The organism is Ureibacillus sp. FSL K6-0786 (genome assembly GCF_037965165.1).
Lineage (GTDB): Bacteria > Bacillota > Bacilli > Bacillales_A > Planococcaceae > Ureibacillus > Ureibacillus thermosphaericus.
This window is the reverse complement of sequence record NZ_CP150191.1, coordinates 2,762,584-2,789,384: the sequence shown is the minus strand read 5'-3', so window position 1 is coordinate 2,789,384 and position 26,801 is coordinate 2,762,584. Positions and strand designations below refer to the sequence as shown.

At 35.6% G+C, this 26,801-nt stretch carries 30 protein-coding genes and 1 other annotated feature; of the genes, 5 read left to right on the top strand and 25 right to left on the bottom strand.

All coding sequences use genetic code 11. The features are described 5' to 3' along the window. Nucleotides 1-669: 669 nt before the first annotated feature. Nucleotides 670-1,680, bottom strand: a complete 1,011-nt coding sequence (gene holA, locus NSQ18_RS13760; protein WP_339288383.1) for a DNA polymerase III subunit delta — start codon at nt 1,678-1,680, stop codon at nt 670-672. Nucleotides 1,681-1,854: 174 nt separating this feature from the next. Between holA and NSQ18_RS13755 the strand changes: the two genes are divergently transcribed. Then, nucleotides 1,855-2,019, top strand: coding sequence for a YqzM family protein (locus tag NSQ18_RS13755; RefSeq protein ID WP_016838586.1), 165 nt, complete (start codon nt 1,855-1,857; stop codon nt 2,017-2,019). Nucleotides 2,020-2,074: 55 nt separating this feature from the next. On the opposite strand, the gene NSQ18_RS13750 is transcribed toward NSQ18_RS13755, so the two are convergent. The 11 genes from NSQ18_RS13750 to NSQ18_RS13700 all read right to left on the bottom strand — a co-directional run bounded on the left by NSQ18_RS13750 (nt 2,075) and on the right by NSQ18_RS13700 (nt 10,754). Then, nucleotides 2,075-4,144 carry a DNA internalization-related competence protein ComEC/Rec2 gene (locus NSQ18_RS13750; protein WP_339288382.1) on the bottom strand — a complete coding sequence of 690 codons (2,070 nt, stop codon included), beginning with the start codon at nt 4,142-4,144 and terminating at the stop codon, nt 2,075-2,077. A 205-nt stretch (nt 4,145-4,349) separates the two neighbouring features. Then, the gene (locus tag NSQ18_RS13745; RefSeq protein WP_016838588.1) at nt 4,350-4,919 is read right to left on the bottom strand and encodes a ComE operon protein 2; all 570 of its coding nucleotides are present in this window, start codon (nt 4,917-4,919) and stop codon (nt 4,350-4,352) included. A 58-nt stretch (nt 4,920-4,977) separates the two neighbouring features. Beyond that, nucleotides 4,978-5,616 (bottom strand): helix-hairpin-helix domain-containing protein, encoded by a 639-nt coding sequence (locus tag NSQ18_RS13740; RefSeq protein ID WP_016838589.1) that lies wholly within the window; start codon nt 5,614-5,616, stop codon nt 4,978-4,980. 75 nt (nt 5,617-5,691) lie between these two features. After that, nucleotides 5,692-6,432, bottom strand: a complete 741-nt coding sequence (locus tag NSQ18_RS13735) for a class I SAM-dependent methyltransferase (protein ID WP_311733649.1) — start codon at nt 6,430-6,432, stop codon at nt 5,692-5,694. Continuing rightward, nucleotides 6,425-6,772, bottom strand: a complete 348-nt coding sequence (rsfS, locus tag NSQ18_RS13730; protein ID WP_168412852.1) for a ribosome silencing factor — start codon at nt 6,770-6,772, stop codon at nt 6,425-6,427. Before rsfS ends, NSQ18_RS13735 begins: the two co-directional genes overlap by 8 nt. 69 nt (nt 6,773-6,841) lie before the next feature. Next, nucleotides 6,842-7,396 (bottom strand): bis(5'-nucleosyl)-tetraphosphatase (symmetrical) YqeK, encoded by a 555-nt coding sequence (gene yqeK, locus NSQ18_RS13725; protein WP_016838592.1) that lies wholly within the window; start codon nt 7,394-7,396, stop codon nt 6,842-6,844. Next, a complete protein-coding gene (locus NSQ18_RS13720; protein WP_016838593.1) occupies nt 7,383-7,955 on the bottom strand; it encodes a nicotinate-nucleotide adenylyltransferase in 573 nt (190 codons plus the stop codon). The genes yqeK and NSQ18_RS13720 overlap by 14 nt, the downstream gene beginning before the upstream one ends. 23 nt (nt 7,956-7,978) lie before the next feature. Then, a complete protein-coding gene (yhbY, locus tag NSQ18_RS13715; protein WP_016838594.1) occupies nt 7,979-8,272 on the bottom strand; it encodes a ribosome assembly RNA-binding protein YhbY in 294 nt (97 codons plus the stop codon). A 17-nt stretch (nt 8,273-8,289) separates the two neighbouring features. Next, complete coding sequence (aroE, locus tag NSQ18_RS13710; protein WP_339288378.1) at nt 8,290-9,111, bottom strand: shikimate dehydrogenase; 822 nt, start codon at nt 9,109-9,111, stop codon at nt 8,290-8,292. Between the two features lie 21 nt (nt 9,112-9,132). Further along, nucleotides 9,133-10,236 carry a ribosome biogenesis GTPase YqeH gene (gene yqeH, locus NSQ18_RS13705; RefSeq protein WP_016838596.1) on the bottom strand — a complete coding sequence of 368 codons (1,104 nt, stop codon included), beginning with the start codon at nt 10,234-10,236 and terminating at the stop codon, nt 9,133-9,135. Further along, nucleotides 10,236-10,754 carry a YqeG family HAD IIIA-type phosphatase gene (locus NSQ18_RS13700; protein WP_016838597.1) on the bottom strand — a complete coding sequence of 173 codons (519 nt, stop codon included), beginning with the start codon at nt 10,752-10,754 and terminating at the stop codon, nt 10,236-10,238. Before NSQ18_RS13700 ends, yqeH begins: the two co-directional genes overlap by 1 nt. Before the next feature lie 266 nt (nt 10,755-11,020). Here NSQ18_RS13700 and sigK point away from each other — a divergent pair, with 266 nt between their 5' ends. Next, nucleotides 11,021-11,746 carry an RNA polymerase sporulation sigma factor SigK gene (gene sigK / locus NSQ18_RS13695; RefSeq protein ID WP_016838598.1) on the top strand — a complete coding sequence of 242 codons (726 nt, stop codon included), beginning with the start codon at nt 11,021-11,023 and terminating at the stop codon, nt 11,744-11,746. Between the two features lie 277 nt (nt 11,747-12,023). Here sigK and mtnN read toward each other — a convergent pair whose 3' ends face one another. The 12 genes from mtnN to alaS form a co-directional block, all read right to left on the bottom strand. Further along, nucleotides 12,024-12,716: a 5'-methylthioadenosine/S-adenosylhomocysteine nucleosidase gene (gene mtnN / locus NSQ18_RS13690; RefSeq protein WP_016838600.1), complete on the bottom strand. Its 693-nt coding sequence runs from the start codon at nt 12,714-12,716 to the stop codon at nt 12,024-12,026. A gap of 59 nt (nt 12,717-12,775) precedes the next feature. Next, nucleotides 12,776-13,468, bottom strand: a complete 693-nt coding sequence (locus NSQ18_RS13685) for a YrrS family protein (RefSeq protein WP_016838601.1) — start codon at nt 13,466-13,468, stop codon at nt 12,776-12,778. A gap of 148 nt (nt 13,469-13,616) precedes the next feature. Beyond that, complete coding sequence (greA, locus tag NSQ18_RS13680; protein ID WP_016838602.1) at nt 13,617-14,105, bottom strand: transcription elongation factor GreA; 489 nt, start codon at nt 14,103-14,105, stop codon at nt 13,617-13,619. A gap of 299 nt (nt 14,106-14,404) precedes the next feature. Continuing rightward, nucleotides 14,405-15,670, bottom strand: coding sequence for a U32 family peptidase (locus tag NSQ18_RS13675; protein ID WP_172597920.1), 1,266 nt, complete (start codon nt 15,668-15,670; stop codon nt 14,405-14,407). Nucleotides 15,671-15,698: 28 nt separating this feature from the next. Next, a complete protein-coding gene (locus NSQ18_RS13670; RefSeq protein WP_016838604.1) occupies nt 15,699-16,631 on the bottom strand; it encodes a peptidase U32 family protein in 933 nt (310 codons plus the stop codon). Between the two features lie 6 nt (nt 16,632-16,637). After that, nucleotides 16,638-17,270: an O-methyltransferase gene (locus NSQ18_RS13665; RefSeq protein WP_016838605.1), complete on the bottom strand. Its 633-nt coding sequence runs from the start codon at nt 17,268-17,270 to the stop codon at nt 16,638-16,640. Nucleotides 17,271-17,514: 244 nt separating this feature from the next. Further along, nucleotides 17,515-18,609, bottom strand: coding sequence for an endolytic transglycosylase MltG (gene mltG, locus NSQ18_RS13660; RefSeq protein ID WP_040764647.1), 1,095 nt, complete (start codon nt 18,607-18,609; stop codon nt 17,515-17,517). 322 nt (nt 18,610-18,931) lie between these two features. Continuing rightward, entirely contained in the window at nt 18,932-19,450 is a 519-nt protein-coding gene (locus tag NSQ18_RS13655) for a DUF1292 domain-containing protein (RefSeq protein WP_016838607.1), read from the bottom strand. A 132-nt stretch (nt 19,451-19,582) separates the two neighbouring features. Then, the gene (locus tag NSQ18_RS13650; protein WP_016838608.1) at nt 19,583-19,894 is read right to left on the bottom strand and encodes a DUF1292 domain-containing protein; all 312 of its coding nucleotides are present in this window, start codon (nt 19,892-19,894) and stop codon (nt 19,583-19,585) included. A gap of 114 nt (nt 19,895-20,008) precedes the next feature. After that, complete coding sequence (ruvX, locus tag NSQ18_RS13645; protein ID WP_016838609.1) at nt 20,009-20,431, bottom strand: Holliday junction resolvase RuvX; 423 nt, start codon at nt 20,429-20,431, stop codon at nt 20,009-20,011. Nucleotides 20,432-20,441: 10 nt separating this feature from the next. Further along, complete coding sequence (locus NSQ18_RS13640) at nt 20,442-20,702, bottom strand: IreB family regulatory phosphoprotein (RefSeq protein ID WP_016838611.1); 261 nt, start codon at nt 20,700-20,702, stop codon at nt 20,442-20,444. Between the two features lie 103 nt (nt 20,703-20,805). After that, nucleotides 20,806-23,466 (bottom strand): alanine--tRNA ligase, encoded by a 2,661-nt coding sequence (gene alaS / locus NSQ18_RS13635; protein ID WP_016838613.1) that lies wholly within the window; start codon nt 23,464-23,466, stop codon nt 20,806-20,808. Between the two features lie 53 nt (nt 23,467-23,519). Beyond that, nucleotides 23,520-23,772: a binding site (T-box leader), on the bottom strand. A gap of 111 nt (nt 23,773-23,883) precedes the next feature. On the opposite strand from alaS, the gene NSQ18_RS13630 reads away from it, so the two are divergent. After that, nucleotides 23,884-24,615, top strand: a complete 732-nt coding sequence (locus NSQ18_RS13630) for a TerC family protein (protein WP_339288374.1) — start codon at nt 23,884-23,886, stop codon at nt 24,613-24,615. A gap of 74 nt (nt 24,616-24,689) precedes the next feature. Beyond that, the gene (locus tag NSQ18_RS13625) at nt 24,690-25,067 is read left to right on the top strand and encodes an aspartyl protease family protein (protein WP_016838615.1); all 378 of its coding nucleotides are present in this window, start codon (nt 24,690-24,692) and stop codon (nt 25,065-25,067) included. Nucleotides 25,068-25,178: 111 nt separating this feature from the next. On the opposite strand, the gene NSQ18_RS13620 is transcribed toward NSQ18_RS13625, so the two are convergent. After that, entirely contained in the window at nt 25,179-25,949 is a 771-nt protein-coding gene (locus NSQ18_RS13620; protein WP_016838616.1) for a sporulation protein, read from the bottom strand. 275 nt (nt 25,950-26,224) lie between these two features. Between NSQ18_RS13620 and NSQ18_RS13615 the strand changes: the two genes are divergently transcribed. Next, nucleotides 26,225-26,797 carry a TetR/AcrR family transcriptional regulator gene (locus NSQ18_RS13615; protein WP_339288371.1) on the top strand — a complete coding sequence of 191 codons (573 nt, stop codon included), beginning with the start codon at nt 26,225-26,227 and terminating at the stop codon, nt 26,795-26,797. Nucleotides 26,798-26,801: the final 4 nt, after the last annotated feature.

Here is a 26,801-nt window from a genome sequence, read left to right as displayed (position 1 = left end):
GTGAATAGCTGTTCTCTTTATGCCAGTGGTCACTCCACCCTCCAAGAGGTCCCCCACGGGATTCACCGCTTCCTTCCTCAAGTGAGGTACTACGTTTTCTGTTTTCATCATGACTCACTGAATGCCAAGGGCTATTCTCTCTTAATTGTTCGGTCCTTCTTAGTTGTTCTAGACCAACTAATACTATGACCTCTGCTGACTTCTGACGGTTCAGCTACTTATCACTAAGTAGGTTATGAAGCGTACTTCACCTATCCGCCAGACCTCCCCGGGTAAGTACATGCACTTTCACACCATCTATCCGCCTCATCTACTCGATATGACCTTCGACAGAAAGAGCTTTGTTTTGTTTTGCAAACTCACTCAATCATACCTAGCCTTATATGAGGTTCGTGTTCCTCGGACCGGTGTTTTGCCTCCAGCTTCCTTCAGATTCCGCGTCACCACGGACACCCTTGCTCTTGGCTAACCTCTACTTCTGTCTTCGGGGTTCGGGACTTACACCCTATAGTTCATGTACATGCCGGGCGCACAAATAAAAAGATCAATTGTTATTAAAACAATTGATCTTTTTTCGTCTAAACTTAATTTATGAAAATACTTAGGCTGTATAAAAAGCATAGCACTTTTTACACAGCCTTTTTTGGATTCCTTTTTATGAATGCTAATTTATAAACTTTTTAATAAAAACATTTCCAAATATCTTTCCCGGTTTCCTCCAGTTGTTTTTAATAGAATATCAATTTCAGCAAGTTCATTTAGCGCCTTCAATAACCGCTCTTCACTTGGACGATCCCTTTTTTCTAGCATTAATTTTACTCTGTAAGGATGAATCTTCAATTGTTTCGAAATTTGTGTCGGAGGATAACCTTTTTTATGTAAATAGTAAACGTTATTCATCGTCCGTATATTGTTTGCTAATAAACCAACTAATTTTATGGGTTCTTCCTTTTGACGCAACAAGTCATGATAAATTCGAAGCGCTTCTGAAACGTTATGAGCAAGGTAAGCATTTAACATTTTAAACGCATCGTGTTCAAGGGTTTTTGCTACGAGATTTTCCACTAAATCACTTGTAATCATTTTATCTTCGCCTAAATAGAGAACAAGCTTTTCAATCTCCCTTTGAAGCTGATTCATATTTTCTCCAACCATTTCAACCAGCTTGTCTATAGCTTCGTCTTCAATTTTTTTCTCAAAGCTCGCAACCTCACTTTGAATCCAAACAGCTAAATCTTTTTCCCCTAGCGCTTCTGCATGAAGCATGACGGATAATTCCTTCATCAACTTTGTGATTTTTTTTCGTTCATCCAATTTTTCATATGGCGCTGTAAAGATTGTTACTGCAAAATCGGAAGGATGATTTAACCAGTTTTCTAGTCGCTTGACGTCATGCTCAACTTTTTCCGAACCTTTTTCGGCAGCTTTTAAAAAGGTTGCATTTTTCGCAATGATTAATTTACGATCTGATAAAAATGGATATGTATCCGCTTCATCTATGACAAAGTCGACCGGTGACTCTTCCAAGTCAAAAATCGTCATCTCCACTTCCTCGTGAACACTCAAGGCTTTTTTTATGCGTTCAATTGTTTCATCTATAAAGTAAGTTTCTTCGCCATAAATACAATATACTGGAGCGATTTTTCCATTTGCTATTTCTTTCCATGCTTTCGTAAACATTTCGTAAACCTCCAAACAATTCGTACCCATTAGTATACACGAATTATGAGAAGAACTGTATTTTTTGTATAAAATGTGTCAAAATGAAATAGAAATCAAAAAGAAATTCAATAATCTCTTATAGCTTTTTACTATCTATTGACTTATAATGGACTTTGAGTAGGAGGTTATCATATGGCAAATCATAATGAAAATTTCGTTACACATAACCCATTCGAAGGTGATAATGCTTCTTGCAAACGTAATGAAGCTACTGATGCTGCGGTTGGTTTCACGGTATCATTCTTATTTTTCACATTAATGTTCATTATTGCCGTAGTTATTGATGCTGTCGCTTAATACTTAATAGAGTGTAGACAAGGTTTCTCCCTCTGTCTACACTCTATTTTTCTTTTCAGTCAATAGTTATTGTAACGGTTCTTATTTCCATCTCAAGAGCTTTTGCGATGATTTCAATCGTCCCAACTTCCCCTGTCGTAAATGTTTTTAATCCCATTCGTTGAAATCGTTCTACAACTTCTATATGAGGATGTCCAAATCGATTATTTTCCCCCGCACAAAAAATCGTAATTGCAGGCTGTAATTGTCGAATAAATTCTTCGCTGCTGGAGGTCTTACTACCATGATGGCCAGCCTTCAATAAATCGATGGATGATAATGTAGGATATAATGAAAGCAGCTCTTGTTCTCCCTCCTTTTCTAAATCCCCAGTAAACAATGCATGAAAATGACCATGTTGAACATATAAAACGAGCGAATCATTATTTCCTTCATAATCCGTATCAAAAGGCCAAAGATATTGAAAAAACACTTCTCCATCACGCCATGCATTTCCAGCCATTTGTTCCTTAATAGGAACTTTTTGAATCTTTGCCTCAACCATTAAATCATTCATAACTGGCTTTTTCAAAGAAGAAGGCGTTACATGTATTTCTCGAACGCGAATCTCTTTTAATATTTCTTCAGCTCCTTCCACATGATCACTATCAGCATGTGTTAATATAAGCGTATCAATGCTTGAAATTCCCTTTCCTTTCAAATACGGAACGACTACTTGTCTTCCCACTTCATATCGAGTACCTTCTTTCCACTCCTCCTGTTGAAATCGCAAAACCCCGCCTGTATCAATCATATACACTTTCTTTCGAAAAGGAAGTTCGATGACGATACAATCGCCTTGTCCAACATCCACAAAGGAAATAACTAAATGTGGGTTTATTTTTCCTTTAAAATGTAGTAGAAATACAGGAATTAGTAATACCAACACGATATATCGGATTTTTGCTCGACAATCGATGAAGTATAATGCCATCAACACACTGACATAAGCCAGTATCATCGAAAATAAGGAAGGTTTGCCTGGCACCCACATTTGGTAAGGAACAGATTGTAGTACGAAAGTAAATTTTGTTATTAGAAGCCGAAAAGGTTCATACACTGTAAAAAATAGATTGGATAAAGGAATTGGAATAAATGAAAGGATTAACAAAACAATATTGATTGGCAAAATAAGAAAGGAAAACAGAGGCACATAAAATAGATTGACGATAAACGAGGAGATACTTAGTTCATAAAAATGATATAGCAATAGAGGATAAACGATTAACTGGCAAACAAAAGTAATGAAAAACGATTTTAACCACCAAGAATTAATCGAATGCAAAAATCTACTAGAATAAATTAAACTAACTGTAGCTAAATAAGATAGTTGAAAGCCAACTTGATAGATAACCCATGGCTCAATCATCACAAAACCGATGAAACTGATGGCAAGAGCATCATCTATTGCAAGGCGACGTTTGTATCGTGAAATGATGATCAGCTCCAAAACAGTTACCGCCCGCCAAACAGAAGGAGCTCCACCTGCAACAATCGCATAAATTGGCAATAGAATTATTAGAAGAATGGTCGCAATCTCTTGCCTTATACGCAAACAAATCAGCCCTTCATAAATAATGAAAGCAAAAATCGCAATGTGCAATCCAGAAATGGCGAACAAATGAGTAATACCTAATTTTTGATAAGCCCTCGTTGTTTCATCATCCACATCATCTTGTAAACCGATTAGTAAAGCTTTTGCTTCAGGAGCAAGAGATGTTGGAAACGTCTTTTCAATATGTTTTTTCAAATGAAAACGCATAACACTAATTTTTTGATGGAAAGATGATTTCGTGTCAATATATTGAAGCCTATGAATTTCGAAGATACCTGTCGCACCTTTACTTTTTAAATACTTTTTCATATTAAAACTATAGGGATGTTGGGGTCTTTTAGGTTCCACCATTTCCCCTTCAACTAAGAATCTCTTTCCTTCTAAAGGCATCGATTCGAAAATATGTTTTTCTTCTTCAGAGCTGAGTTTATATGTCACATAGACTTTCCTACCATTTTCATCTTTCATCAACCCTCTTATCTTATCGCCATTTACTTTATATTCATGCGTCCACGTATAAATTCCCGTCAAGATGATGGGCTTTTCTATTTCTTTTAATTGGGTGGAGAAATAGAGAAAAACACTAATACTACAAAATAAAAGTATAGTAATTTGCACTGGATGAAACTTTATCAAATAAGCATGCAAAACTAGCGGTATAAGTAACAATAAAAGCCATGTGGTCTCATGCACACTGAGGGAGGCAATGAGCACCGACAAGGCATAGTAAATCCACTTATGTTGAAATATCAAATAACTCCTTCACCTTCTCTTCATATAAGGATAATTCTTCTTTATCGGCGCCACTTTGTCGTAACTTCTCCAACAAATCTAAAACTATTTGATATTTCTCGTCTTTTAAAAAGTCAATTTTTGATTTATTAAACGGCACATGAACAACATTTACTCCGGCTTTATTTAATATTTCGATAGCATATGGATCATTTTTATAATCACTAGCATAGTAAACATTTTTAATGCCAGATTGGATGATTGCTTTAGTGCATTGCAAACAAGGAAAATGAGTGATATATATATCTGCTCCATTTGTTGAAATACCGTATTTTGCACATTGTAATAGAGCGTTAATTTCTGCATGGATTGTTCGCACACAATGATTATCTCTTATATAACAACCTTCATCAATACAATGTTCATCCCCTGATATGGAGCCGTTGTAACCTCCCGCAATGATTCGTTTATCCCGCACAATCGTAGCACCAACGCTCAAACGTGGACATGTGCTTCGTAAAGCCAATAAATGACTTTGAGCCATAAAATACTGATCCCAAGTAATGCGCTCCATATGATTACCTCCAAATGATTTCTATTTACTAGTATAGAAGAAAATAATTAAATATTAGTTATATCGTGATAAAATCCTTCAATTTTTCAAAGGTTTTTTCACCGATGCCAGAAACACTTTTTAAATCCTCGATTTTTTTAAACGGTCCATGTTCTTCACGATACTGGATGATTGCCTGAGCTTTTGAAGGACCGATTCCTGGCAAAGTTATTAATTTGGACTCATCGGCGGTGTTAATGTTTACTAACGACTCTTTCTTGCTTGATGAATGGCTTTGTTGAAGAGCTTGTCCTAACGGTTGGTATTCTTCATCCCGAAGAAGTTCACCTATTTTTGGTATATAAATAACCATCTCATCTTGCAATTTTTGTGCATGATTAATATAGTTTGAATCAGCTTCTTCTGCATAACCGCCCGCTAATTGAATGGCATCGATAATTCGATCTTCTGTTGTTAATTCATATACGCCGGGAAATTTTACAGCCCCTTTTACATCAACAATGACTTTTGTAGAAGTGGGTTCTTCCGATTGAAGGGTTTCCATGTCATCGAAAATTTGTGGTTGAGGAATGGTTGAAACGAGTTCAGCGTCATCCGAACTGTCTTGCTGAAGTAAATAGATAGCAATGAATAGGCAAAGGATTCCGGGTGCTACAAGCATTTTTCCATATTTCTTTAAGAAATCGTGGAAAATCATAGAGCACCCCTTCTAGAAGGTAAATCATATGGAGTCACCTTTATGATACTCGATTTACCTTCTAAAGAAAAGATGTCATTTCACTGCACGAATAAAAATACGTCCACTCGTGTTGGTAGGTGATTGGTCTTCCCAATCTGCAGTTATAAATATTTGTGAAAAACCAACTTCCTTTAACCAATTTTCATAAGTTTCAATTGAAAAGGTTCTCTGATAATGTTGTTCATCAAAACGCTCATAAAGATTCGTTAAATCTTCCATTACAAAAAATGTGATGTCATGAACAACAGAATGCTCTTCTTCCCCTTTTTCTGTATACCAGATATAGAAAATTTCGCCGTCATCATACGTAAAAGGACTTTGTAAAAAGATTTCATCCATTTTATAAACGGAATGGACATCAAAAAATAGTTGACCTCCCACACGTAAAGATGAATATACTCTTTTGAACGTTTCTTTCACTTGTTTTTCACTTTGTAAGTAATTGATTGAATCAATGGGAATGACAACAACATCTATATTTGAAAAGCCCTCTAAATCATCCATTGACATATGGTAAAACGGTATCGTCAAATCCTCTTTTTGGGACCGTTCTTGAGCAATTGTAAGCATTGATTCAGATAAATCAATGCCACTAACTTGATAACCCGCTTTACTAAACAGTATCGATAATGTACCAGTCCCGCATCCGACATCTAATAATGTGGGATAATTGGAACTTGGTGCAAAGGCAGTAACCCACTTAACATACTGATCATATGGGATGTCTTCCATGAGAACATCGTACACTTCGGCAAAACGTTCGTAACTATTCACTGACACTCGGCACTTCGATTTGTGGTGCATCTCCCCATAATCGTTCTAAATTATAGAATTGTCGTTCTTCCTTATTGAATACATGAACGACCATATCACCTAAATCGATTAAAATCCAACGAGCAGAATCGTATCCTTCCATTCTTCTAACATCAAAGCCATTTTCTTCAGCTTTTTCCTTCACTTCTCTAGCAATCGCTTGAATTTGACGGTCTGAATTTCCATGACAAATAATAAAATAATCTGCCAGTAATGAAATGTTTTTCATATTTAAAATGACGATATCTTCTGCACGCTTATCGTCTAATGCTTTATAAACTACTTGCAACAAATCTACCATTGAGTCACAATTCCTCTCCTTTTTGTATTTACTATCTATTTTTTCGAATTGTCAAAAAAGCTAAACAAATTATTTATAATAATGATTATAACATTCGATGGAATCAGGGAAAATCGGCTGCTTTGTATGAACTAAAAAGGCAATGGAATGACGAATACATGCACACATCGCTTGATTTAAATCTTGTTGTGCTTTATTTCTTAACTTTTCTACTCCATCAAATGATCGATTCGGTTCAATCATATCGGCAATATAAATAATTTTCTCCAATTTCGACATGCCTGCTCTACCTGTCGTATGGAAACGAATGGCATTTAAAATATCTTCATTGGATATATGAAATTCATGTTCGGCAATCCAAGCACCTACAGGACCATGTAAAATTTCTGGCCCCCAATCCAACAATCTTGTATCCAGACCGTGTTCCTTTACGATATTTTTCATCCAATCTTCATCCGCATATTTCGCAACATCATGCAAAATGGCAGCTGTTTCTGCTGCTTTCACATCTGCTCCATATAGTTCAGCTAATTGAATTGCCGTTTCCATTACTCCTATTGTATGAATATAGCGCTTTTCTGGCATTCGAGATTTAATTCGATTCAATAATTCACTTCGCTCCATAAAGTCCTTCCTTTCGAATATAAGCTTCCACTTCCGGTGGTAATAGAAATCTTAATGTTCCACCTGTGGCAAACCGTTCACGTATTAATGTGGAAGATAAAGCTATATCTGGAGCTTCTACCATAATAATGTTATAAGGTGACTCCGACTTGGCACCAGGGCGCTTAATACCAACAAACTGAACAATTTTTACGAGTTCATCGATATGATGCCAAGTGTGGAGGGTATCAATCATATCTCCACCAATAATAAAATAAAACTCGACATCCGGCTCTCTTTCTCTTAATGCCACCATCGTGTCATAAGTATAAGAAACTCCACCACGTTCCAGTTCAATCGTTTCCACCGTAAATTCTTTATAAGGTTTTATTAGTAATTGCACCATTTGCAGGCGATTTTCATTTGTTGATTCGTCTTCCTTTTTTTTATGTGGAGCAATTGCGTTTGGCATAAAGCGGACTTCATCAAGTTGTAAGGCATGATACACTTCATTTGCCATAATTAAATGTCCGATATGTGGAGGATTAAAAGTTCCCCCTAATATGCCGACTTTTTTCATTAAAGAACACCTGACTTTAAATTTTATTTAGGTAATTGAATTCTTTTATTTTTCTTTGAAGGTTTATATAACACAACTGTAAGGCCAATTAATTGTACAAGTTCAGAATTTGTTCCCGAAGCCAATGCTTCTGCTACATCGTGTTTATCTTCTTCACAATTATCTAGAATGCGAACTTTAATAAGCTCTCTGGCTTCAAGAGCATCTTCTATTTGGCGAAGCATTTGTTCATTCACTCCGCCCTTCCCTACTTGAAAGATCGGATTTAAATGATGGGCTTCTGCCCGCAAAAATCTTTTTTGTTTACCTGTAAGCATAGGTTCCTCCTAGTAATCTATTTTAATTGCTCTATCAATTTCTCCATCATTTTTTCGGTGTTTGGATATTGACCTAGCCAATGGTTAAATGCGATTGCTCCCTGATGAATAAACATTCCTAGCCCAGTTACAATTTTTGCTTGTCGTTTTTCAGCTTCTAACAGGAAAGGCGTCATTAACGGATTATACACGATATCGGCAACAATTGTTCCCTCTTGTAATTGATCCAATGAAATTGGGAGCTTGTTTTCTCCAGTTGAAAGCCCTAGAGAAGTTGCTTGAATAATAATACCATATTGATTTAATTGTTTTTCTGCTTGTTCAAGAGAAAGAGCAATCCCTTCACCGAGTTCTTGGATGATTGCTTCTGCTTTTAAAACAGTGCGATTGGCAATATGGATTTGTTCATAACCATATTGCTGCAACGCAAAAGCAATTCCCCTGCTTGCTCCTCCAGCTCCAATCATAAGCACTTTCTTCTCTTTGTTCTTTCCGACCGCCTCTTCTAAAGCATGTACAAAACCAGCACCATCGGTATTATAACCTTTTAATGAGCCATCATTTAGTCTAACAACTGTGTTGACTGCCCCCATCTTTTGAGCAATCGGATCGATGTCATCTAATAAAGGTATAATGGATTCCTTATGGGGAATTGTCACGTTCCATCCACTAGCACCTAACAATTTTAAAGCAGCAACGGCTTCCTCCAATTGTTCGCTTTTCACGTGGATTGGAATGTAAGTCGCATCAATTCCCATTTCATGGAACCACGTATTATGCATGAACGGCGATTTTGAATGAGCGATCGGATCACCAATAACAGCAAACCATTTCTTCATTACCTAACCCTCTTCCAATACTTAAATTAAAGAAGAACGTATAAATACTTCTACACCTTTAGGCGCATGACAAGCAACGACAACATTTGGTTGTTGCACTGTAATCCACCCTAGCCCGGAAATGACGATATCTGTTTTACCTTCTTTTATCGAAAACTCGTGACGAACCATTGGAGGTAATTGGTTGATATACTCTTCCGAAGGCGGAGATAATAACTTGCCTCGGTGTTCATCATATAATGCGTCGGCTTTTTCCAATTTCGTACGATGGATTGGAAGTTCGTTTGATACATACACAGTAAACGAGTTGCGATTACCTTTAATAAAATCAAATCGAGCTAGTCCACCGATAAATAATGTCTGTTCAGCATTTAATTGATACACTTTTGGCTTAATTTCCTTCTTCGGTGTAATATACTTTAACTCACTTTCATGAATATGATGAGCCATTTGGTGATGATTGATAATACCGGGCGTATCGTAAATTGCTTTTCCATCTTCCATTGGAATTTCAATCATATCTAGAGTTGTTCCAGGGAAATGAGATGTTGTAATTAAATTCCCTTCTCCAGTAGCGCGTTTGATAATGCGATTAATAAATGTAGACTTTCCTACATTGGTACAACCGACTACGAATACATCTTTTCCTTCACGATATTGATCGATTGTTTCAATGACTTCATCCATTCCGTGTCCTTTATGGGCACTTACTAGTTTTACCTCGACAGGATGTAATCCAAATTCTCGTGAAGCTCTCTTTAGCCAACGTACCACTTTTTCTCGTTTCACAGATTTCGGTAACAAATCCGATTTATTTGCTACTAGTAATACCGGATTATTTCCAACAAATCGATGAATTCCTGGTATGAAGCTTCCATTAAAATCAAAGATATCTACAATTTTCACAATCAGTCCATCATGATTACCTAAGCCATTTAATATTCTCAAAAAGTCATCATCAGTTAATCGTACCGGTTGAATCTCGTTATAGTTTTTTAATCGAAAACATCTTTGGCAAATTACTGTTTCTTTTTCTAACGTTTTTGGCGGCGCATAGCCTGTTTCTTCTGGATTTTCAGTTTGAATTTTTACACCGCAGCCAATACAAGTTGGCATTTCTGTCATTATTGTTCCTCCCACATCGTAATTCCTTTTCTTTTTAATACTTTAAATAAGCGTCGTTCAACAAAACGGTTAAAGCGCGTAACAAAGCCATCCGACTCCGCTACAGGTCGAACTAAAAAAGTATAAAGTTGCAATCGTTTTGCACCTAAAATATCCGTAAGCAACTGATCGCCTACCATTGCCACTTCATTTCTATTTAATTGCAATTTATGAAGAGCAGCTTTATAAGCTTGTCCAAGCGGTTTTTTTGCACGATAAATATACGGTATTTTCAATGGTTCTGCAAACCGTTTTACTCTTTCTTCGTTGTTATTGGAAGCAATGATGATTTGGATGCCTGCTTCTTGCATCAATCTCATCCATTCAGCAATTTCTTTCGTCGCTTCCTTTCGATTCCATTCGATTAATGTATTATCCAAATCGGTTATTATACCTCGAATTCCAAGTGATTTTAATTTTTCTGGAGTAATTTCAAACACTGATGCAACAAATTCATTTGGTAAAAATAACTTATACAAAACCTTTTCCCCTCTTACAAAAATTTATTTCCCATTATAGCATAACCTTCAATTTGAAACCTATGTAGCACGAACATAACGATGGAACTCAATGCTCCTCACATAATACTACAACAATTGAAACATTTACTAAACTATCAAATGTTAAACAGTTCTTTCAAGCCTTTTCTTATGAATTTTACTTTTTTCTACAGAATAAGCGTCGTTACGCATTTTTTCATACTTCAATTCATATAATGTCGAAAAAAGCGGAAAGGATGACCTCCTTGAGCGGAATATTGGCATCACTGATTCAGCTTTGGTTAGATATTCCCGCATTTCTAGGATACCTTAAAGGTCAGGCATTTCATAAACCATTCACATCAGAAGAAGAAGCAAAAGCAATTGAACGATTTTTAGCGGGCGATGAGCAAGCGCGACTTGATTTAATTGAACGGAATATGCGGCTTGTTGCCCATGTGGTGAAAAAGTTCCATCCCCCACACGAACAATTGGACGATTATATTTCAATTGGAACGATCGGGTTAATGAAAGCTGTGAGCAGTTTTACACCAGATAAAAAAACTCGCCTCGCAACATATGCAGCCCGTTGCATTGAAAATGAAATACTCATGCACCTTCGAGCACAAAAAAAGGTCCAAAAAGACGTATCCTTATTCGAACCCATTGGAGTGGATAAAGAGGGACAATCTTTGCAAATACGAGACATCTTACAACTAGATGAAAAACCTGCAATTGAAAAAATCGAACAAAAAGAAAGTTTCGAACAATTGTATACGTATCTCAATACATTGGATCCGAGAGAATTGGAAATTATTATTTACCGTTACGGATTAAATAATGAAGAACCTTTAACTCAAAAAGAAATTGCAAAAAAATTAAACATATCCCGAAGTTATGTATCTCGAATTGAAAAAAGAGCTCTTGTGAAATTGTACCAACAATTTAAACATAATCAAAATGAAAGAGAAAGAGAACGGGAAAAAAAGTAAAACAATGAGCCAGCTCAAATGTTGAGCCGGCTCAATTCTTATATAAATAGAAAAAGCTCATTTAAATATTAATTTAAACGAGCTAATTGTTTTTTATTTTGATTTTACAGAACCGTCATTTGCACCGTACCAAGCAATCAATCCAACAAGTGCAGTAATTGTTACAGAAACTAACATTAATGTTAAAATCATACCTTTACCTCCTCCAAAAATGCATAACGAGCTTACATATATATTACTTTTTACCAAATGATGCAGTCAAGACCTTCTAGAATCCTTATAATTTCTCTATCGTTTTCAGAACAATTGCAGTTGAATGTTTCGCCGCCAATGGTAAAAACTCATCAAATGAAATGTCGGATTCTTTCCCTGCAATATCTGATAAGGCGCGAATGACTACAAATGGCGTTTGAAATTGATAACATACTTGGGCAACCGCAGCAGCTTCCATTTCACATGCTTTCATTTGCGGAAAATGTTTTCGAACCGCTTCAACTCGTTCAGGGTCATACATAAATGAATCACCGGAACAAATGAGCCCTACTCCATATTGATGTTCCCCTACTTCTTTTACCGACTCAACAGCCAGTTTCATTAACTTTTCATCTGCTTTGTAAGCAGGTGGCATTTGCGGTACTTGCCCCATTTCATATTTAAAAACAGTACAATCCACATCATGGTGTCTAACTTCATCTGATATTACAACGGAACCTACTTCTAAATCAGGGTCATAGCCGCCAGCAGAACCTGTATTGATAACAACATCTGGTTGAAAATGATGAAGTAAAATCGTTGTGGACATGGCAGCATTCACTTTTCCAATTCCGCTTTTCAATAAAACGACATCTTTTCCTTTATATGTACCAGTAGTATATTCACAATTTGCAATGGTCGTAACGGTTTTATTTTCTAATGCTTTTCGCAATAATTCAACCTCTTCTTCCATTGCACCGATAACTGCAATTTTCATATTTTAATTCCTCCTTGAAATCCACATCTATTCCAACTTAACGGAAATATCCATTGTGGTCAATTCATTACTTCATACGTGCCATCAATTTTTTTTAGTATTTCTACTTTAATTGGAATCCATCCTGCATTTTCAATCCATTTTATGTGAACTCGATATTTTTCTGTTTGATCTTTTGATGATACAACGGCAACTGCCCCTTTTCCTGTGCCATCATTTCTTACAGACCAATAAATAATATTATCTTCTTGTAATTCCACAGCATTTCGAATCGTCAATAATTTTTCTTCATAATCTACATGGCCCTCTTCAAAAGCAGAAACGTGCTCACCAGTTTGTCTCGTAGGCGTCACTTGCCAGTTGTTATTAACAATGACTTTTTCCACATTGGCATCTGAGGAAGTAGACACGATAATTTCATCATTGTTTTCATCATGAATGGACGAATTGTCTTCTTGCAGATTATTTGGCTCTTCATTTTTATTTGAAGCGTCTAAAGATTCTTCTTCATCCTTTTTACTATCCTGCTCCTCCAATTCTTCACTATCTTCATGTTCTTTTAATTCTTCCACTTTCGTATCTTCTCTAGCCACTTCATCTTCTTCATCATCTTTTACGATGAAATAAATATTAATCACAATTAACGTAAATACAATGGCTATCAATACATTGAGTATACGATTCATTTTTCGTTTATTATCTGAATAACGTTTCATTCTACGGCTATTTAATTCTTGTTTTTCCTTCGCCATATGATTCCTCCTTATATTTCTTTTTCCATATTACCAAGAAATTGAGATAAACAAATACTTCAACTAAATTTTTAATATTGTTGTCATATGAATATTACAAATGAAAAAGTCGACAAATTTTTATAAAATTTGTCGACTTTATTATCCATTAGTCGTTTGAAGAACGAATTGCTACGATTTTAACTTCCATTTCGCCGCCAGGAGTTGTTAATTTCACTACATCTCCAACTTTATGACCTAATAATGCTTTCGCGATTGGAGAATCGTTCGAAATTTTTCCTTCAAAAGGATCTGCTTCTGCAGAACCAACGATTACATACTCTTCTTCTTCGCCATCCGGCAATTCAATAAATGTTACCGCTTTACCAAGGGTAACGATATCTGCATCTTCTTCGCTTTCTTCAATAATCACTGCGTTACGCAACATATTTTCAATTGCAGAAATACGCCCTTCTACAAATGCTTGTTCTTCTTTTGCAGAATCATACTCGGAGTTTTCAGATAAATCTCCAAAACCACGAGCAACTTTAATGCGTTCTACAACTTCTTTTCTTTTTTCTGTTTTCAAATATTCAAGTTCTTTTTCTAATTTTTCTTTACCCGCTAAAGTCATTGGGTATTGTTTTTCGTTTGACAAGACACTCACTCCTTAAGAAACATCACTTTTTTCATCCAATCACATTACCATATTTTGTAATGCAATCGTTTTCTTTTTCTGAAGAAAAATTTCTTATATATGATAAAACCCGGTTATTAGAAAAGCATATGTTGCCTTTGGACAATTTAGAAGAATCCAACGGACGCTTTCTAATAACCGAATTTTATTTCAACAATATATCAAATTGTCATTTAATAGTGAATAATGTAAAAATCATGCAAAAGAATCAATACCATACTCATCATATTATACTATGAGTTTTGTTTCAAGAGCAGTTCTTATTTATTTTTTCTTCTCATCATATTGTATCGGTGAAGTGGTTTTTCGACTTTAAATTTCACGATTTGAAGTGGGTGGTTCGCCACCTCAATCGGTTCATTCTCTTCATTCCACATTTGACCGACTGTCATAGTAAATGTATCGATTTCTGGACCGAAGAATTCTACCGTATCTCCTGTTTTGAAGTAATTGCGCTGTTGCAATGTAACCATTTGTGTTTCCTCATCATAATCAAAAACAAATCCAGCAAAATCCCATTCCGGCTTCTTCGCATGGAAACCAAACATTTGTTGTTTATAGCTTGGTTCCCCTTCAAAGAATGCTGAAGCTGTGGCACGATTTGCACAACGATCTAATTCTTCCAACCATTCTCTTTTAATTTTGAAATTTTCCGGATCCGCACAATAGCTATCGATCACTTTGCGATAAACTGAAATTACCGTAGCAACGTAATGAATGGATTTCATGCGCCCTTCTACTTTTAATGAATCAATTCCTAATTCTATCATATGAGGAATGGATTCAATTAATTTTAAATCTTTCGGGCTCATTGCAAAAGGTGCGTCTCCTTCATTAAATAAAGGTTTTTCTTCCCCATTTACATTTTCATATAAGTCATAATCCCAACGGCAGCTTTGACAACAACCGCCACGGTTTGAGTCACGAGCTGTCATGTGATTTGATAACACACAACGCCCAGAATATGCAATACACATAGCACCGTGAACGAATGTTTCAATCTCAATATCCACTTTTTCTTTGATTAGACGAATCTCTTCCGCACCTACTTCACGGGCTAAAACAACCCGATCCAAACCTTCAGATTTCCAGTATTTTACCGCTTTCCAGTTCGATAAAGATTGCTGAGTTGAAAGATGGATTTCCAACTCTGGCGCTACTCTTTTACATGTTTCAATAATTAATGGATCTGCTACAATGATTCCTTTTACACCTACGTCAGCAATTGCACGCAAATATTCTTCTAGGCCTGCCATATTTTCATTGTGGGCAAAAATATTTGTCGTTACATAAATTACTGCACCATATTTTTTTGCAAATTCAACACCTTCACGCATTTCTTCAATGGTGAAATTATCTGCATTGGAACGCAATCCAAATTCTTGACCACCGATAAATACTGCATCAGCACCGTAATGTACAGCTACTTTTAATTTTTCTAAACTACCCGCAGGAGCAAGTAATTCCGGCTTTTTCGTAATAATGCGTTTGCCATTTATTGTTTCACGAATGCTTTCATTTTCAATTAATTGTAACAATGGAGATCCCCCTTTCTTAATAAACTGTTTCCTTATAAATAAATCCAGTATCTAATGGACGTAATGGCGGTTGAATTGCTTTAATTTTTTCGAATAATTCATCTTTTATTTCATCATAAGTATCTTCCCCTTCATCGAAATAAGCATCAATTGCTTGTCGATAAAGGCTTGTTACTGTCGTAATATATTCTTCAGTTTGCAAAATTCCATCAATCTTCAACGAATCGATTCCCGCTTCGAAAAACTCTGTTAATTCATCAATTAAACAAATATCATTTGGTGAGAAAATATGCGTTCCATTCAAGTCTTCATATATCGGATATTTGTTGTTACGTTCTTTATCGTGTAAGAACATGTTTTTATTTTCTTTTCGATTTTCAATTTCCATTACTTCTCCTCGGTAAAGGAAATAGTTTCCTAATAATTTCCGTTTTGATTGGAACATGCAAGTCATCCCATGTACTTGTACTTCAATTTCGTATTTGGAGTTTTCTTTTATTTCTAAAATCTCATCAAGGGATAACTCACGGGCTAATACTGCACGCTTCGCTCCTCGTTCTCCCCAATAATTTACTTGGAACCAGTTTGTTGCTGTTGTTTCTGGATTCCAATGTAGAGGAATTGTAATACCAAATTCCCGAACTGACATGAGAACTGCAGGGTCACCGAATAAAATCGCATCAGGTCCAATTTGTTGTAATTGTTTTAAATATTCATCCAACGCATCAATGCGATCATTATGGAATAAAGCATTGCAAGAAACATAAACTTTCTTACCTGCTTCGTGGATGATTTGCGTGGCTTCTTTTACTTCGTCAATGGAAAATTCTCCGGCAAGTCTCAATCCAAATTTTTGTTCACCGATAACAAATGCATCGGCACCAGCCTCGATTAATTCTTTAATATGGGGTATTGATTTAGGCGTCACGAGTAATTCTGGTTTTTTCAAATGTCTTCACCTCTTTAAACAAATTAGTAAACCATCGCCAACGGGGACAAAGGTCGTAGAATAATCTGAATGGTTTTTAATCCACTCGGTAAACTCTTTTAAATTGCGAATCATCGAGCGTTTTCGTTTTGGTACTTCTTCCAATGGAATGTCCGATAATCCGTGCATGTAAATATTGTCAATATAAATGACTCCACCTGACGGAACTAGGGGAGAATATTTTTCAAAAAAGCGCATATTTTGCCCTTTCGCTGCATCAATAAAAACAGCATCAAAAGTAGATTGAAACTTCGTTACATCTACTTCTAACGCATCTCCTTCAATCACCGTAATTCGGTTTCCAACGTGACTTTCCTCAATAAACTGCTTAGCAAGTTGGACGCGTTGTTCATCTCTTTCGATTGTAACGATACGGCAATAAGGCACCGCTTCAGCAATGCGAATAGCCGAATAGCCAATTGCTGTACCAATTTCTAAAACTGTCTTCGGTCGTTGAATACGCAGTATTTGAGTTAAAACTTCGATTGCCGAAGCTTTCATAATCGGAACATGGTGATTTTGTGCATATTGTTCCATTTTTTGCAGCAATTCATTCCGAGGATGAATGAAGGACTCTATGAACTGATCTGAAAACTCCATGTTTTCTCTCCTTCAGATTATATATAAAAAGAAAAAAACCAAACGAGTTGGCTTTAATCAACTACACTATGGAAAAATCACATCTAATCATAACATGAAAATCAATGGAAAGCGAACATTCTTTACTATTTTCATATTGAAAAGTTTAGAATTCAGACTATTGACCGAATGATTACCAATATCGGAATTGAATGAATAAAAAATAGCAGTTAACCAACATGGTTAATTCTGCTATTTTTGCATTTTATTTATTATTCAAATAAAGACTTTTGTTTTGTAGATGTTCATCGTATGATTTCGCGAAATGATTGTTCCCTTCTTTATCCGCTAAGAAATAGAGATAATCAGTATCTGTAGGATTTAAAGCAGCTTCAATTGAAACGACACCAGCATTAGCAATTGGACCTGGTGGTAATCCTGGGTTCACATAAGTATTGTATGGACTTTGAACTTCTAAATCTTCATATAATACTCTTTCTTTATGTCCGCCTAATGCATATAATACAGTTGGGTCCGTTTGAAGAGGCATGCCGATTTCTAATCGGTTATAAAATACGCTTGCAATCGTCTCGCGATCCGTCTTTTCAGTGGCTTCCTCTTCCAATAATGAAGCAAATGTTAATAGCTCATGAACTGTCATCTCTTTTTCTGCAATTAAAGATTGATACTCATTGATGACATCGTTTGTTTTTTCAATCATCGGAATAACGATATCATCTAAAGTAACATCTTCTTCATAGAATGCGTAAGTCGCAGGAAACAAATATCCTTCTAACGGGTAACGGATGTTGGAATCCAATACCTCTTCCGTAATAAGTTCAGGATAAGAAGCCATCATGCTATTAATGAATTCTTCGCTGTTTACCTTCTCCATAAACTGTTCTTTTGTGTATTTCGTCTTTTTTTCAATAATGTTAGCAATCTGCTCTAATGTTAATCCTTCTGGAATCGTTATCGCTAGTACAGGTTCTCTATATACTTTTCCTGTTTTCAAGCTTTCTAAAATTTCATCTAAAGTCATGCTTGGCGACATCGTATAATTGCCGGCTTGGAAATTCGACTGATTATTAAATTTTGCGTAATATTTAAAGATTGTCGCATTTTTTATAATACCATGTTCTTCTAATATTTTTGAAATGGTAGATAACCCAGAGCCCATAGGAATTTCTACTTGAATTTGTTTTTCCGATTGTGGATCAACAGGCTGTAATGCACTTTTTACAAATAACGTGCCAGATAACCCAACAACTACAATTAACGTCAAAATAAACAGCGTTACTGTTGTTACAATTCGACGGACTACTTTTCCTTCTTGTTTACGCAATTTTACTTTATCCATTATTTCATTTTTCCTTTGTTGTTCTTGCTCCACTGGTTTCCCCCCTTGCAACTCTTAACATATCATATAAAATTATGAAAGAATTAACAATATTGAAATGCGCTTTCGGTTGACTCTTTCGTTTTGTATATGTATTTGTACGTTTTTTCACAAGAAAAAGTTCTATCAATCTTATCATTTCTGATAAATACGAATTTTCAAACAACAATTTATAACAATGATGATTTAATAAATTGTCAATACAACTGTTTTTATTATGTTTCCCTGCGGTATGAAAAAATCAAACCGCAGGAATTCTTCAGCCTAAAAGGATTGATTAGAGTTATTGATTCAAAAACTCAACTGTTTCTTCAATTTTTTTCCATTCCTCATCTGACTCTACTGGGAAAATTTCTTGTATTTCACCATCTTCCGAATCGACGTAGCTTGCAACATAAAGGTTTTCAATTGGTTCCGTTTCATCGGTTGTATACACGACATATTTTTTTCCGAATTCATCTAATGTAAATCGATAAATGACTTTGCATTCTATTTCATTTCCTTCTTCATCCGTTGCAATAAATGCGTCTCTTTCTTCTTCAGAAAATGTATCAACTAGTGTATTGTATACTTCTTCAACCATGTCCCACTCTTCTTCTGTTTCCAATTCCTGAAAATTCGTCATTTCTAAATTTTCATCAAGTTCATATCGTACTGCTGAAATTTCTTCGCTTTCATTACCATCTTCATCGATTATCGTATAAATGCAATAAGAATGGTCGTCTGTATCAAAGGTAAATAATACTTTGCATTTCATCTCTACACCATCTTCTGTTGTTAAATAAAAATATTGTTGATCCATGTTTTCCTCCTAATATTTATAACCTTTTCAAGTTTAGTGTGGAACGTTCCATGAAAAATAATCGATATTATTAACAAGTAAATCAATCATAAGCATGAAAAAAGTAGGCAAAATTTTGCCTACTTTATATGATTATTCTTCATCGTCTTCTAGTTCAAATTCTTCTTCCAAAGAATTTAATACTTCTTCAATCATATCCCATTCTTCTTCCGTTTCAATCGGCTGAAGTTCTCCATCTTCTCCATTTTCAGCAGGAGTAAATGAAGAAGCGAAAATTTCGATTTGACCATCTTCATCTTCTTCCGCACCGACGATTGTATATAATACATAGGACTTTCCGAATTTCTCAGAATCAAAAGTGTGTATTACTTCGCATAATTGCTCATTTCCGTCTTCATCAATTACAGTAATATGTCTTTCTTCATAATCATGTTCATGTACCATGTTGGTCACCTCTTTTTAAGAATATAAACAAAATATATAATCATCCCTCGACATAATTGTCTTTAGGAAAGTATAAAACATGATGAAATCACTTTATTCACCCAACATGGGATCTTATTTAAATGATTTACTATCCAAATATCCTTGTAAAATCATGACCGCTGCCATTTTATCGATTACTTTTTTTCTCTTTTTTCGACTGACATCGGCTTCAATGAGCATTCGTTCAGCAGCCATTGTTGTTAAACGTTCATCCCAAAGCGTTACTGGCAAATTGAACGCATTTTCTAAAAGCTTCTTATAGTTCTCGGAAGCTTCTCCTCGTGGACCAACAGTGTTGTTCATATTTTTAGGATATCCGACAACAAATTCGGTAACCCCGTACTCTTTTACAAGCTCTTTAATTCGCTCAATCCCAAATTCGCCAGTTTCTTCGTCTATATGAATCGTCTCAATTCCTTGAGCTGTTAAACCCAATGGATCGCTGATTGCAATGCCAACTGTCTTCGTACCGACATCTAATCCCATTACTCTCATTGATTATTCCTCATTTGTTATTTCTAATATAGAATTTCACAAGCTCTTCTAAAATTTCATCACGTTCAAGTTTACGAATTAAATTTCGTGCATCTTGATGGCGAGGAATATATGCCGGATCACCAGATAACAAGTACCCTACGATTTGATTTGTCGGGTTATACCCTTTCTCCTCAAGTGCAGAGTACACTTTTAGCATTACTTGCTTGACTTCATCTTCCATTGATTCTTCTGGAAAGCTAAATTTCATTGTTTGATCAAACGAACTCAAGACCAGCACCTCGCTTTCGGAAATAAGGAGTTGGAAATTCTAGCTCCATTTTCTATATTATAACTGATTCAATTAGTCAGTGAAATAGATTTCTTTTTAATTATTATATAGATTTAACGTAATCATACACAGATTGAAGGGCTTCATCAAGTTTTGAAACTTCTTTCGCACCAGCCATTGCCATGTCAGGACGACCGCCACCTTTTCCTCCGCATTTCTCAGCTACTGTTTTGACGATGTTACCTGCATGATATTCTTTACCAGCAATATCTTTTGTTACACCTGCACAAAGCATGACTTTATCTCCGTCAACAGCTCCAAGAACAATAACTGCTTTTTCAAGCTTCACTTTTAAATCATCCATCATTTGACGAAGTTGATTATTATCTTTTGCCTCTACTCGTGTAGATAAAACAGTTATATCGCCGATTTTTTGTGCTGAATCAAGAACGTTTGCTGCTTCAAGGTTTGCCAATTTTTGTGATAATGATTCATTTTCTCGTTGTAATTCTTTATATTCACTTTGTAAGCCTTGAATTCTCATTACTAAGTCTTTTGGATTTGCTTTAAATTGTGCAGCTGCTTCTTGCAAGATTTTTTCTTCTTCTTTTACTGCAAGATATGCCCCCTTACCAGTAACAGCTTCAATACGTCTTACCCCGGCACCAATTCCACCTTCTGAAACGATTTTGAACAATCCAATTTCAGATGTGCGGTTTACGTGTAAACCACCGCAAAGCTCAATTGAATAATCGCTTACTTGTACAACGCGAACGATATCTCCATATTTTTCGCCGAAGAGGGCCATAGCACCAAGAGCTTTTGCTTCGTCAATCGGCATTTCTTCAATAACTACTTCAATGTCGTCCCAAATTTTTTCATTGATGATTTGTTCAATTTTTTCTAACTCTTCTTTTGTTGCTTGTCCGAAGTGTGTAAAGTCAAAGCGTAAACGATCTGGACCTACATATGAACCAGCTTGATTTACATGTTCACCTAATACATCTTTTAAAGCACGGTGTAATAAGTGAGTTGCCGTATGGTTTTTCACAATCAGTTTTCTTTCTTCTGCATTCACTTGCGCCTTTACATGATCGTTAAGATGCATTTCACCTGATTCAACAATTACTGTATGAAGATGCTGCCCGTTCGGTGCAAGTTGAACATCTTTTACAACAGCTTTGAATGTATCGCTCTCAAGAGTACCTTTATCAGCGATTTGACCACCCATTTCAGCATAGAATGGTGTTTCCGCTAAAATGACTAATACCTCTTCTCCTTCAGAAGCTACATTTACTTCCTGACCGTTTCCTACCATAGCAACGATGGTTGAGTCACATTCTGCCACTTCATATCCAACGAATACGGAAGGTTGTTTTAAGTTCGTTAATACTTCATTTTGCACTTGCATAGAATCAACATCAACACGTGCACTTCTTGCTCGTTCACGCTGTTTTTCCATCTCCGCTTCAAAACCTTCGTAATCGATTGTCATTCCTTGTTCTTCAGCATATTCCTCTGTTAATTCAATTGGGAATCCATACGTATCATATAAGCGGAACGCGTCTTCACCTGGTATTTCATTACGCCCTAATTTCTTTTCACGTTCAATTACTTCATTTAAAATTTCAAGGCCACCATCTAATGTTTCTAGGAAACGAATCTCTTCATTTTTCACAACTCGTTGAATAAATTCACTTTTCTCACTTACTTCTGGATAGAAGTCTTTCATAATTTCTCCAACAGTTGGAACGAGTTCAAACATAAATGGCTTTTCAATACCGATTTGTTTTGCATATCTTACAGCACGACGTAATAAACGGCGAATTACGTAACCGCGTCCTTCATTTGATGGAAGCGCTCCATCACCGATGGCAAATGCGACTGTTCGAATATGGTCCGCAATTACTTTAAACGGTGTGTTGATATCTTCTTTATTGTTGAAAATTTCTTTCAAATCAATTTCACCAGGTCGTTTGTAACGACGGTTTGCAAACTCTTCAATTTTTTCAATGATTGGCATAAATAAATCTGTATCAAAGTTTGTCGGAACGTTTTGTACGACAGAAGTAATCCGTTCAAGGCCCATACCCGTATCGATGTTTTGTTTAGGTAGCGGCGTATATGTGCCATCTGGATTGTGATTAAATTGAGAGAACACTAAGTTCCAAACTTCTAAGTAACGTTCATTTTCGCCACCTGGGAATAATTCTGGATCGTTTGGATCATCGCCATATTCTGGACCGCGATCATAGAAAATCTCTGAATTTGGACCAGATGGACCTTCCCCGATATCCCAGAAGTTTCCTTCAATGCGAACGATACGTTCTTCTGGTAAGCCAATTTCATTTTTCCAAATGTTATAAGCTTCTTCATCTTCTGGATGGATTGTTACTGAAAGCAGTTCTGGGTCAAATCCCATCCATTTTGGATCTGTTAAAAACTCCCAAGCATAATGAATTGCTTCTCGCTTAAAGTAGTCACCAATAGAGAAGTTACCTAACATTTCGAAAAATGTATGGTGGCGAGCCGTTTTCCCTACGTTTTCTATATCGTTTGTACGAATGGATTTCTGAGCATTTGTAATACGTGGATTTTCAGGAATTTCACGACCATCAAAATATCTTTTTAAAGTCGCTACCCCAGAGTTAATCCAAAGTAAAGACGGGTCATTCACTGGAATTAATGAAGCTGATGGTTCAACTGCATGGCCTTTTTCAATAAAAAAATCTAAAAATTTGCGACGAATGTCTGCTGCTTTCATTCAATATTACCTCCTACTAATATTTTTGAAATTAAAAAAAAGCCTTCATCCCAATAAGGGACGAAGACATTAAATTTCGCGGTACCACCCTCGTTACAGTTTCATTTCATATCGTACACCTAAATACTCGTTTAACCGTTTCATTTTGAAACTGTCACTCTAGCCACTGTAACGTAAGTGAACGGCAGGTTTTAACTGCACTCTGGAGTAGCTTTCCGCAATTGCCACTAGTGAAGATTCTTTCAGCCTACGGAATCTCTCTCTTTCCACTGGACAAAAACGTACTCTCTCCATCATCGTATTGAAGTATAAGCTGTTTATGATACATAGTACGAATTGAAATATTCTCACTAAATTATAAAAAAACGATAATTTCATGTCAATTAAAAATACCTTCTTTGTAAATTACTTCTTAACATGGATGGTAGGACATATACTTTCCAAAAAAGTATAGATGGGAGAGCAGATATGGAAACTATTTCGATGGAATTTTACACTGCACTAATGTCTATTATTTTTATCGATCTTGTTCTTGCTGGCGATAATGCATTATTGATTGGAATGGTTGCAAAAAATCTGCCATCGAAACAACAAAAAAAGGTTATTATCATTGGAACGCTAGCTGCCATTTTTATGCGCATTATCTTTACACTGCTTGCAGTGAAATTGTTAGAAATTGATGGATTACTATTTATTGGCGGCGTATTGTTAGTATATATAGCGATAAAACTGCTAGTGACTGAAGAAAATACCGATATACGCGTATCAAAGAAATCCTTTTGGGGTGCAGCTTGGACAATCATGTTAGCAGATTTTTTAATGGGCATTGATAATATTATTGCGGTTGCAGGAGCAGCTTATGGAAATATGCTACTAGTCATCTTTGGTCTCCTTATCTCTATTCCCATAATTGTTTGGGGAAGTACAATTGTCATTCGCATCATCGAAAAATTTCCTATTTTCATCTATTTAGGTGCTGGTGTCCTTGCATGGACTGCATCAAAAATGATTATTCAAGATGCTTATGTTCAGCCTTATTTAACAAATCCGTTACCTATAATCTTGTTCCAATTATTATTAATATTCATCGTTATTGCAATTGGTTTTATTCTGCGTAATAGAAATAAAACACATATAAGTACAAATTGAATATTGATTAACAAATTGAATATTGATTAACAAATTGAAATAGAATGGAAATAAAAGCTTTTGGGAGGTAAAATATGCAGCTTCTCTTTGAAGATGGTTTATTGCTATCAACAATTGAAATTTGCTATAAAGGGAAAAGTAAATTGTTAAGCCGAGTTGCAATCGATTCAGGTGCCTCCCATTCCTTTATCAATATTGATTCAGTACAAGAGATAGGTATCTATTTTGAAAACGGAGATTCGCTAGTTCGTCATTATGGAATCGGTGGAGTAGAATATAGTTTTATGAAAAAATTGGATTATGTAAAAATTGGCGAAAAGACGTTTCCTAATGTTCATATTGATTTTGGAACATTGCAAGGATTTAATATTCAAGGTTTGATTGGACTTGATATATTAAAATCCGGTGAATTTGTTTTAGATTTGAAACACTTAAAATTACTAACTCACTGAAAATGTAGGAAAAAATAGCCTGTTATACGAGCGAACTAGGATCCTAACTTCACTAGTCCGCTCATTCTGTTGGCAATCTCTGTTTTATATAAAAGATAATAGATTTTTACATTATGAATATCTCGAAATAATTTGTTGAAGCTTAGATTCAATATGGTACATATCCGCTTCTGTAAATGTAACGCGCACGTGGCTTTCATCCACATCCAACATTTCAGCAAACAATCCACCAAGTCCCCTTGCTCTTCTGTCCACTTCCAATAATAATTCCACGTAGCCTTCCTCTTGGGAAAGAAAAGCAATCTCTAGTTCATCTAATCGACCTCGAAACGGCCCTGTTACTGGAACAAATTCAAATTCTTGAATAAAAGGATAGTTTTTTCGGTATCGGAATGATACTTGTTCATTTTCCGCTTTTCGTAAACGAAAACCTAAATGTTGTACAGCATTTAACACATGAGAAGCCAATCTTGATGGACGAACTTCTATAAAGTCTTTATCTGTTGAATCCACACCGCTTTGAATGTCTAATTCCGTTTTCACCCATACTCTAGAATTTCCTATCGTTACAGGTGTGTCTACTGGCAGCACGAAAGAAAACGGGATGATTTTTGTTTCATTTGCTTGAATCATAAAAGGATCACTAATTTTGAATTTATGGAATGCAAATGGAACCGAAACTTTTCGATCATCGACTTCTTTTATATAAGTCGTATATAAAGTGAAATAAATCGTATTGATTTGTTGAGCAACATTTCCTCCATATACTTCTACTTCACCGCGCACCGTTTCACCAGCACTGTAGGAAGACTTCTCCAACTGAGTATCCACTTTTGCTGAACCAATACCAAAAGATGCTAGCATTTTGTTAAAAAATGACATAGTTTACTCTCCTTCATTTAAGAAATTTCCCCATTATTACGATTCTATTTTCGATAAAGTTTCAGTGAAGTATTTTCTGACATAGATTTACAGCATATAACGATTGATTTATTGAATCGTTTCTTACGAATCAGCGAATTTACTAAGATAATAAAAAAACTACATAACATGTAAATACACTTGCAAAGGGAGATATTGTGTGGTAAAGTACATTACGTGAAACAAATGACTAATTTTCTCATTTGGTCATAATTTATTAAAGTGAGGTGAATGTATTGAGCGTTGACAGAAAACAATTAATACTCGAAGCTGCAAAAAAATCCTTTTCTTTATTTGGATACAAAGCAACCACGATGGATCAAATCGCGAAACTTGCCAATGTGGGAAAAGGTACAATTTATACATTCTTTAAAAATAAGGAAGAACTATTTGATGAAATTATTACATCTCTTATTAAAGATATGAAAACTGAAGCAGAAAAAGCCATTAATCCTAATAGTAGCTTCGATGAAAACATTCATCGTGTATTATTAAGACTTCTAGAATTTCGACAGTCTCATCAGCTCACAATCAAACTTTTTCAAGAAGAAAGAGAACTGGGAACACAAGCAGTAGCAGAAGTAATACAGCGTGTTGAACAAGCAGTCATTCACTACATGAAGGGAATTATACAAGAAGCAATTGACCGTGGTGAAATTAAAGAGTGCAATCCTGAAATCACAGCATTTGTTATGTTAAAAATGTATGTTGCTTTAATATTTGATTGGGAAAAGCAGCATCCAGCTATTGATAAAGAAGAAATATCTAATTTATTTAAATTATATTTCATTGATGGATTGGCTAAATAACTTT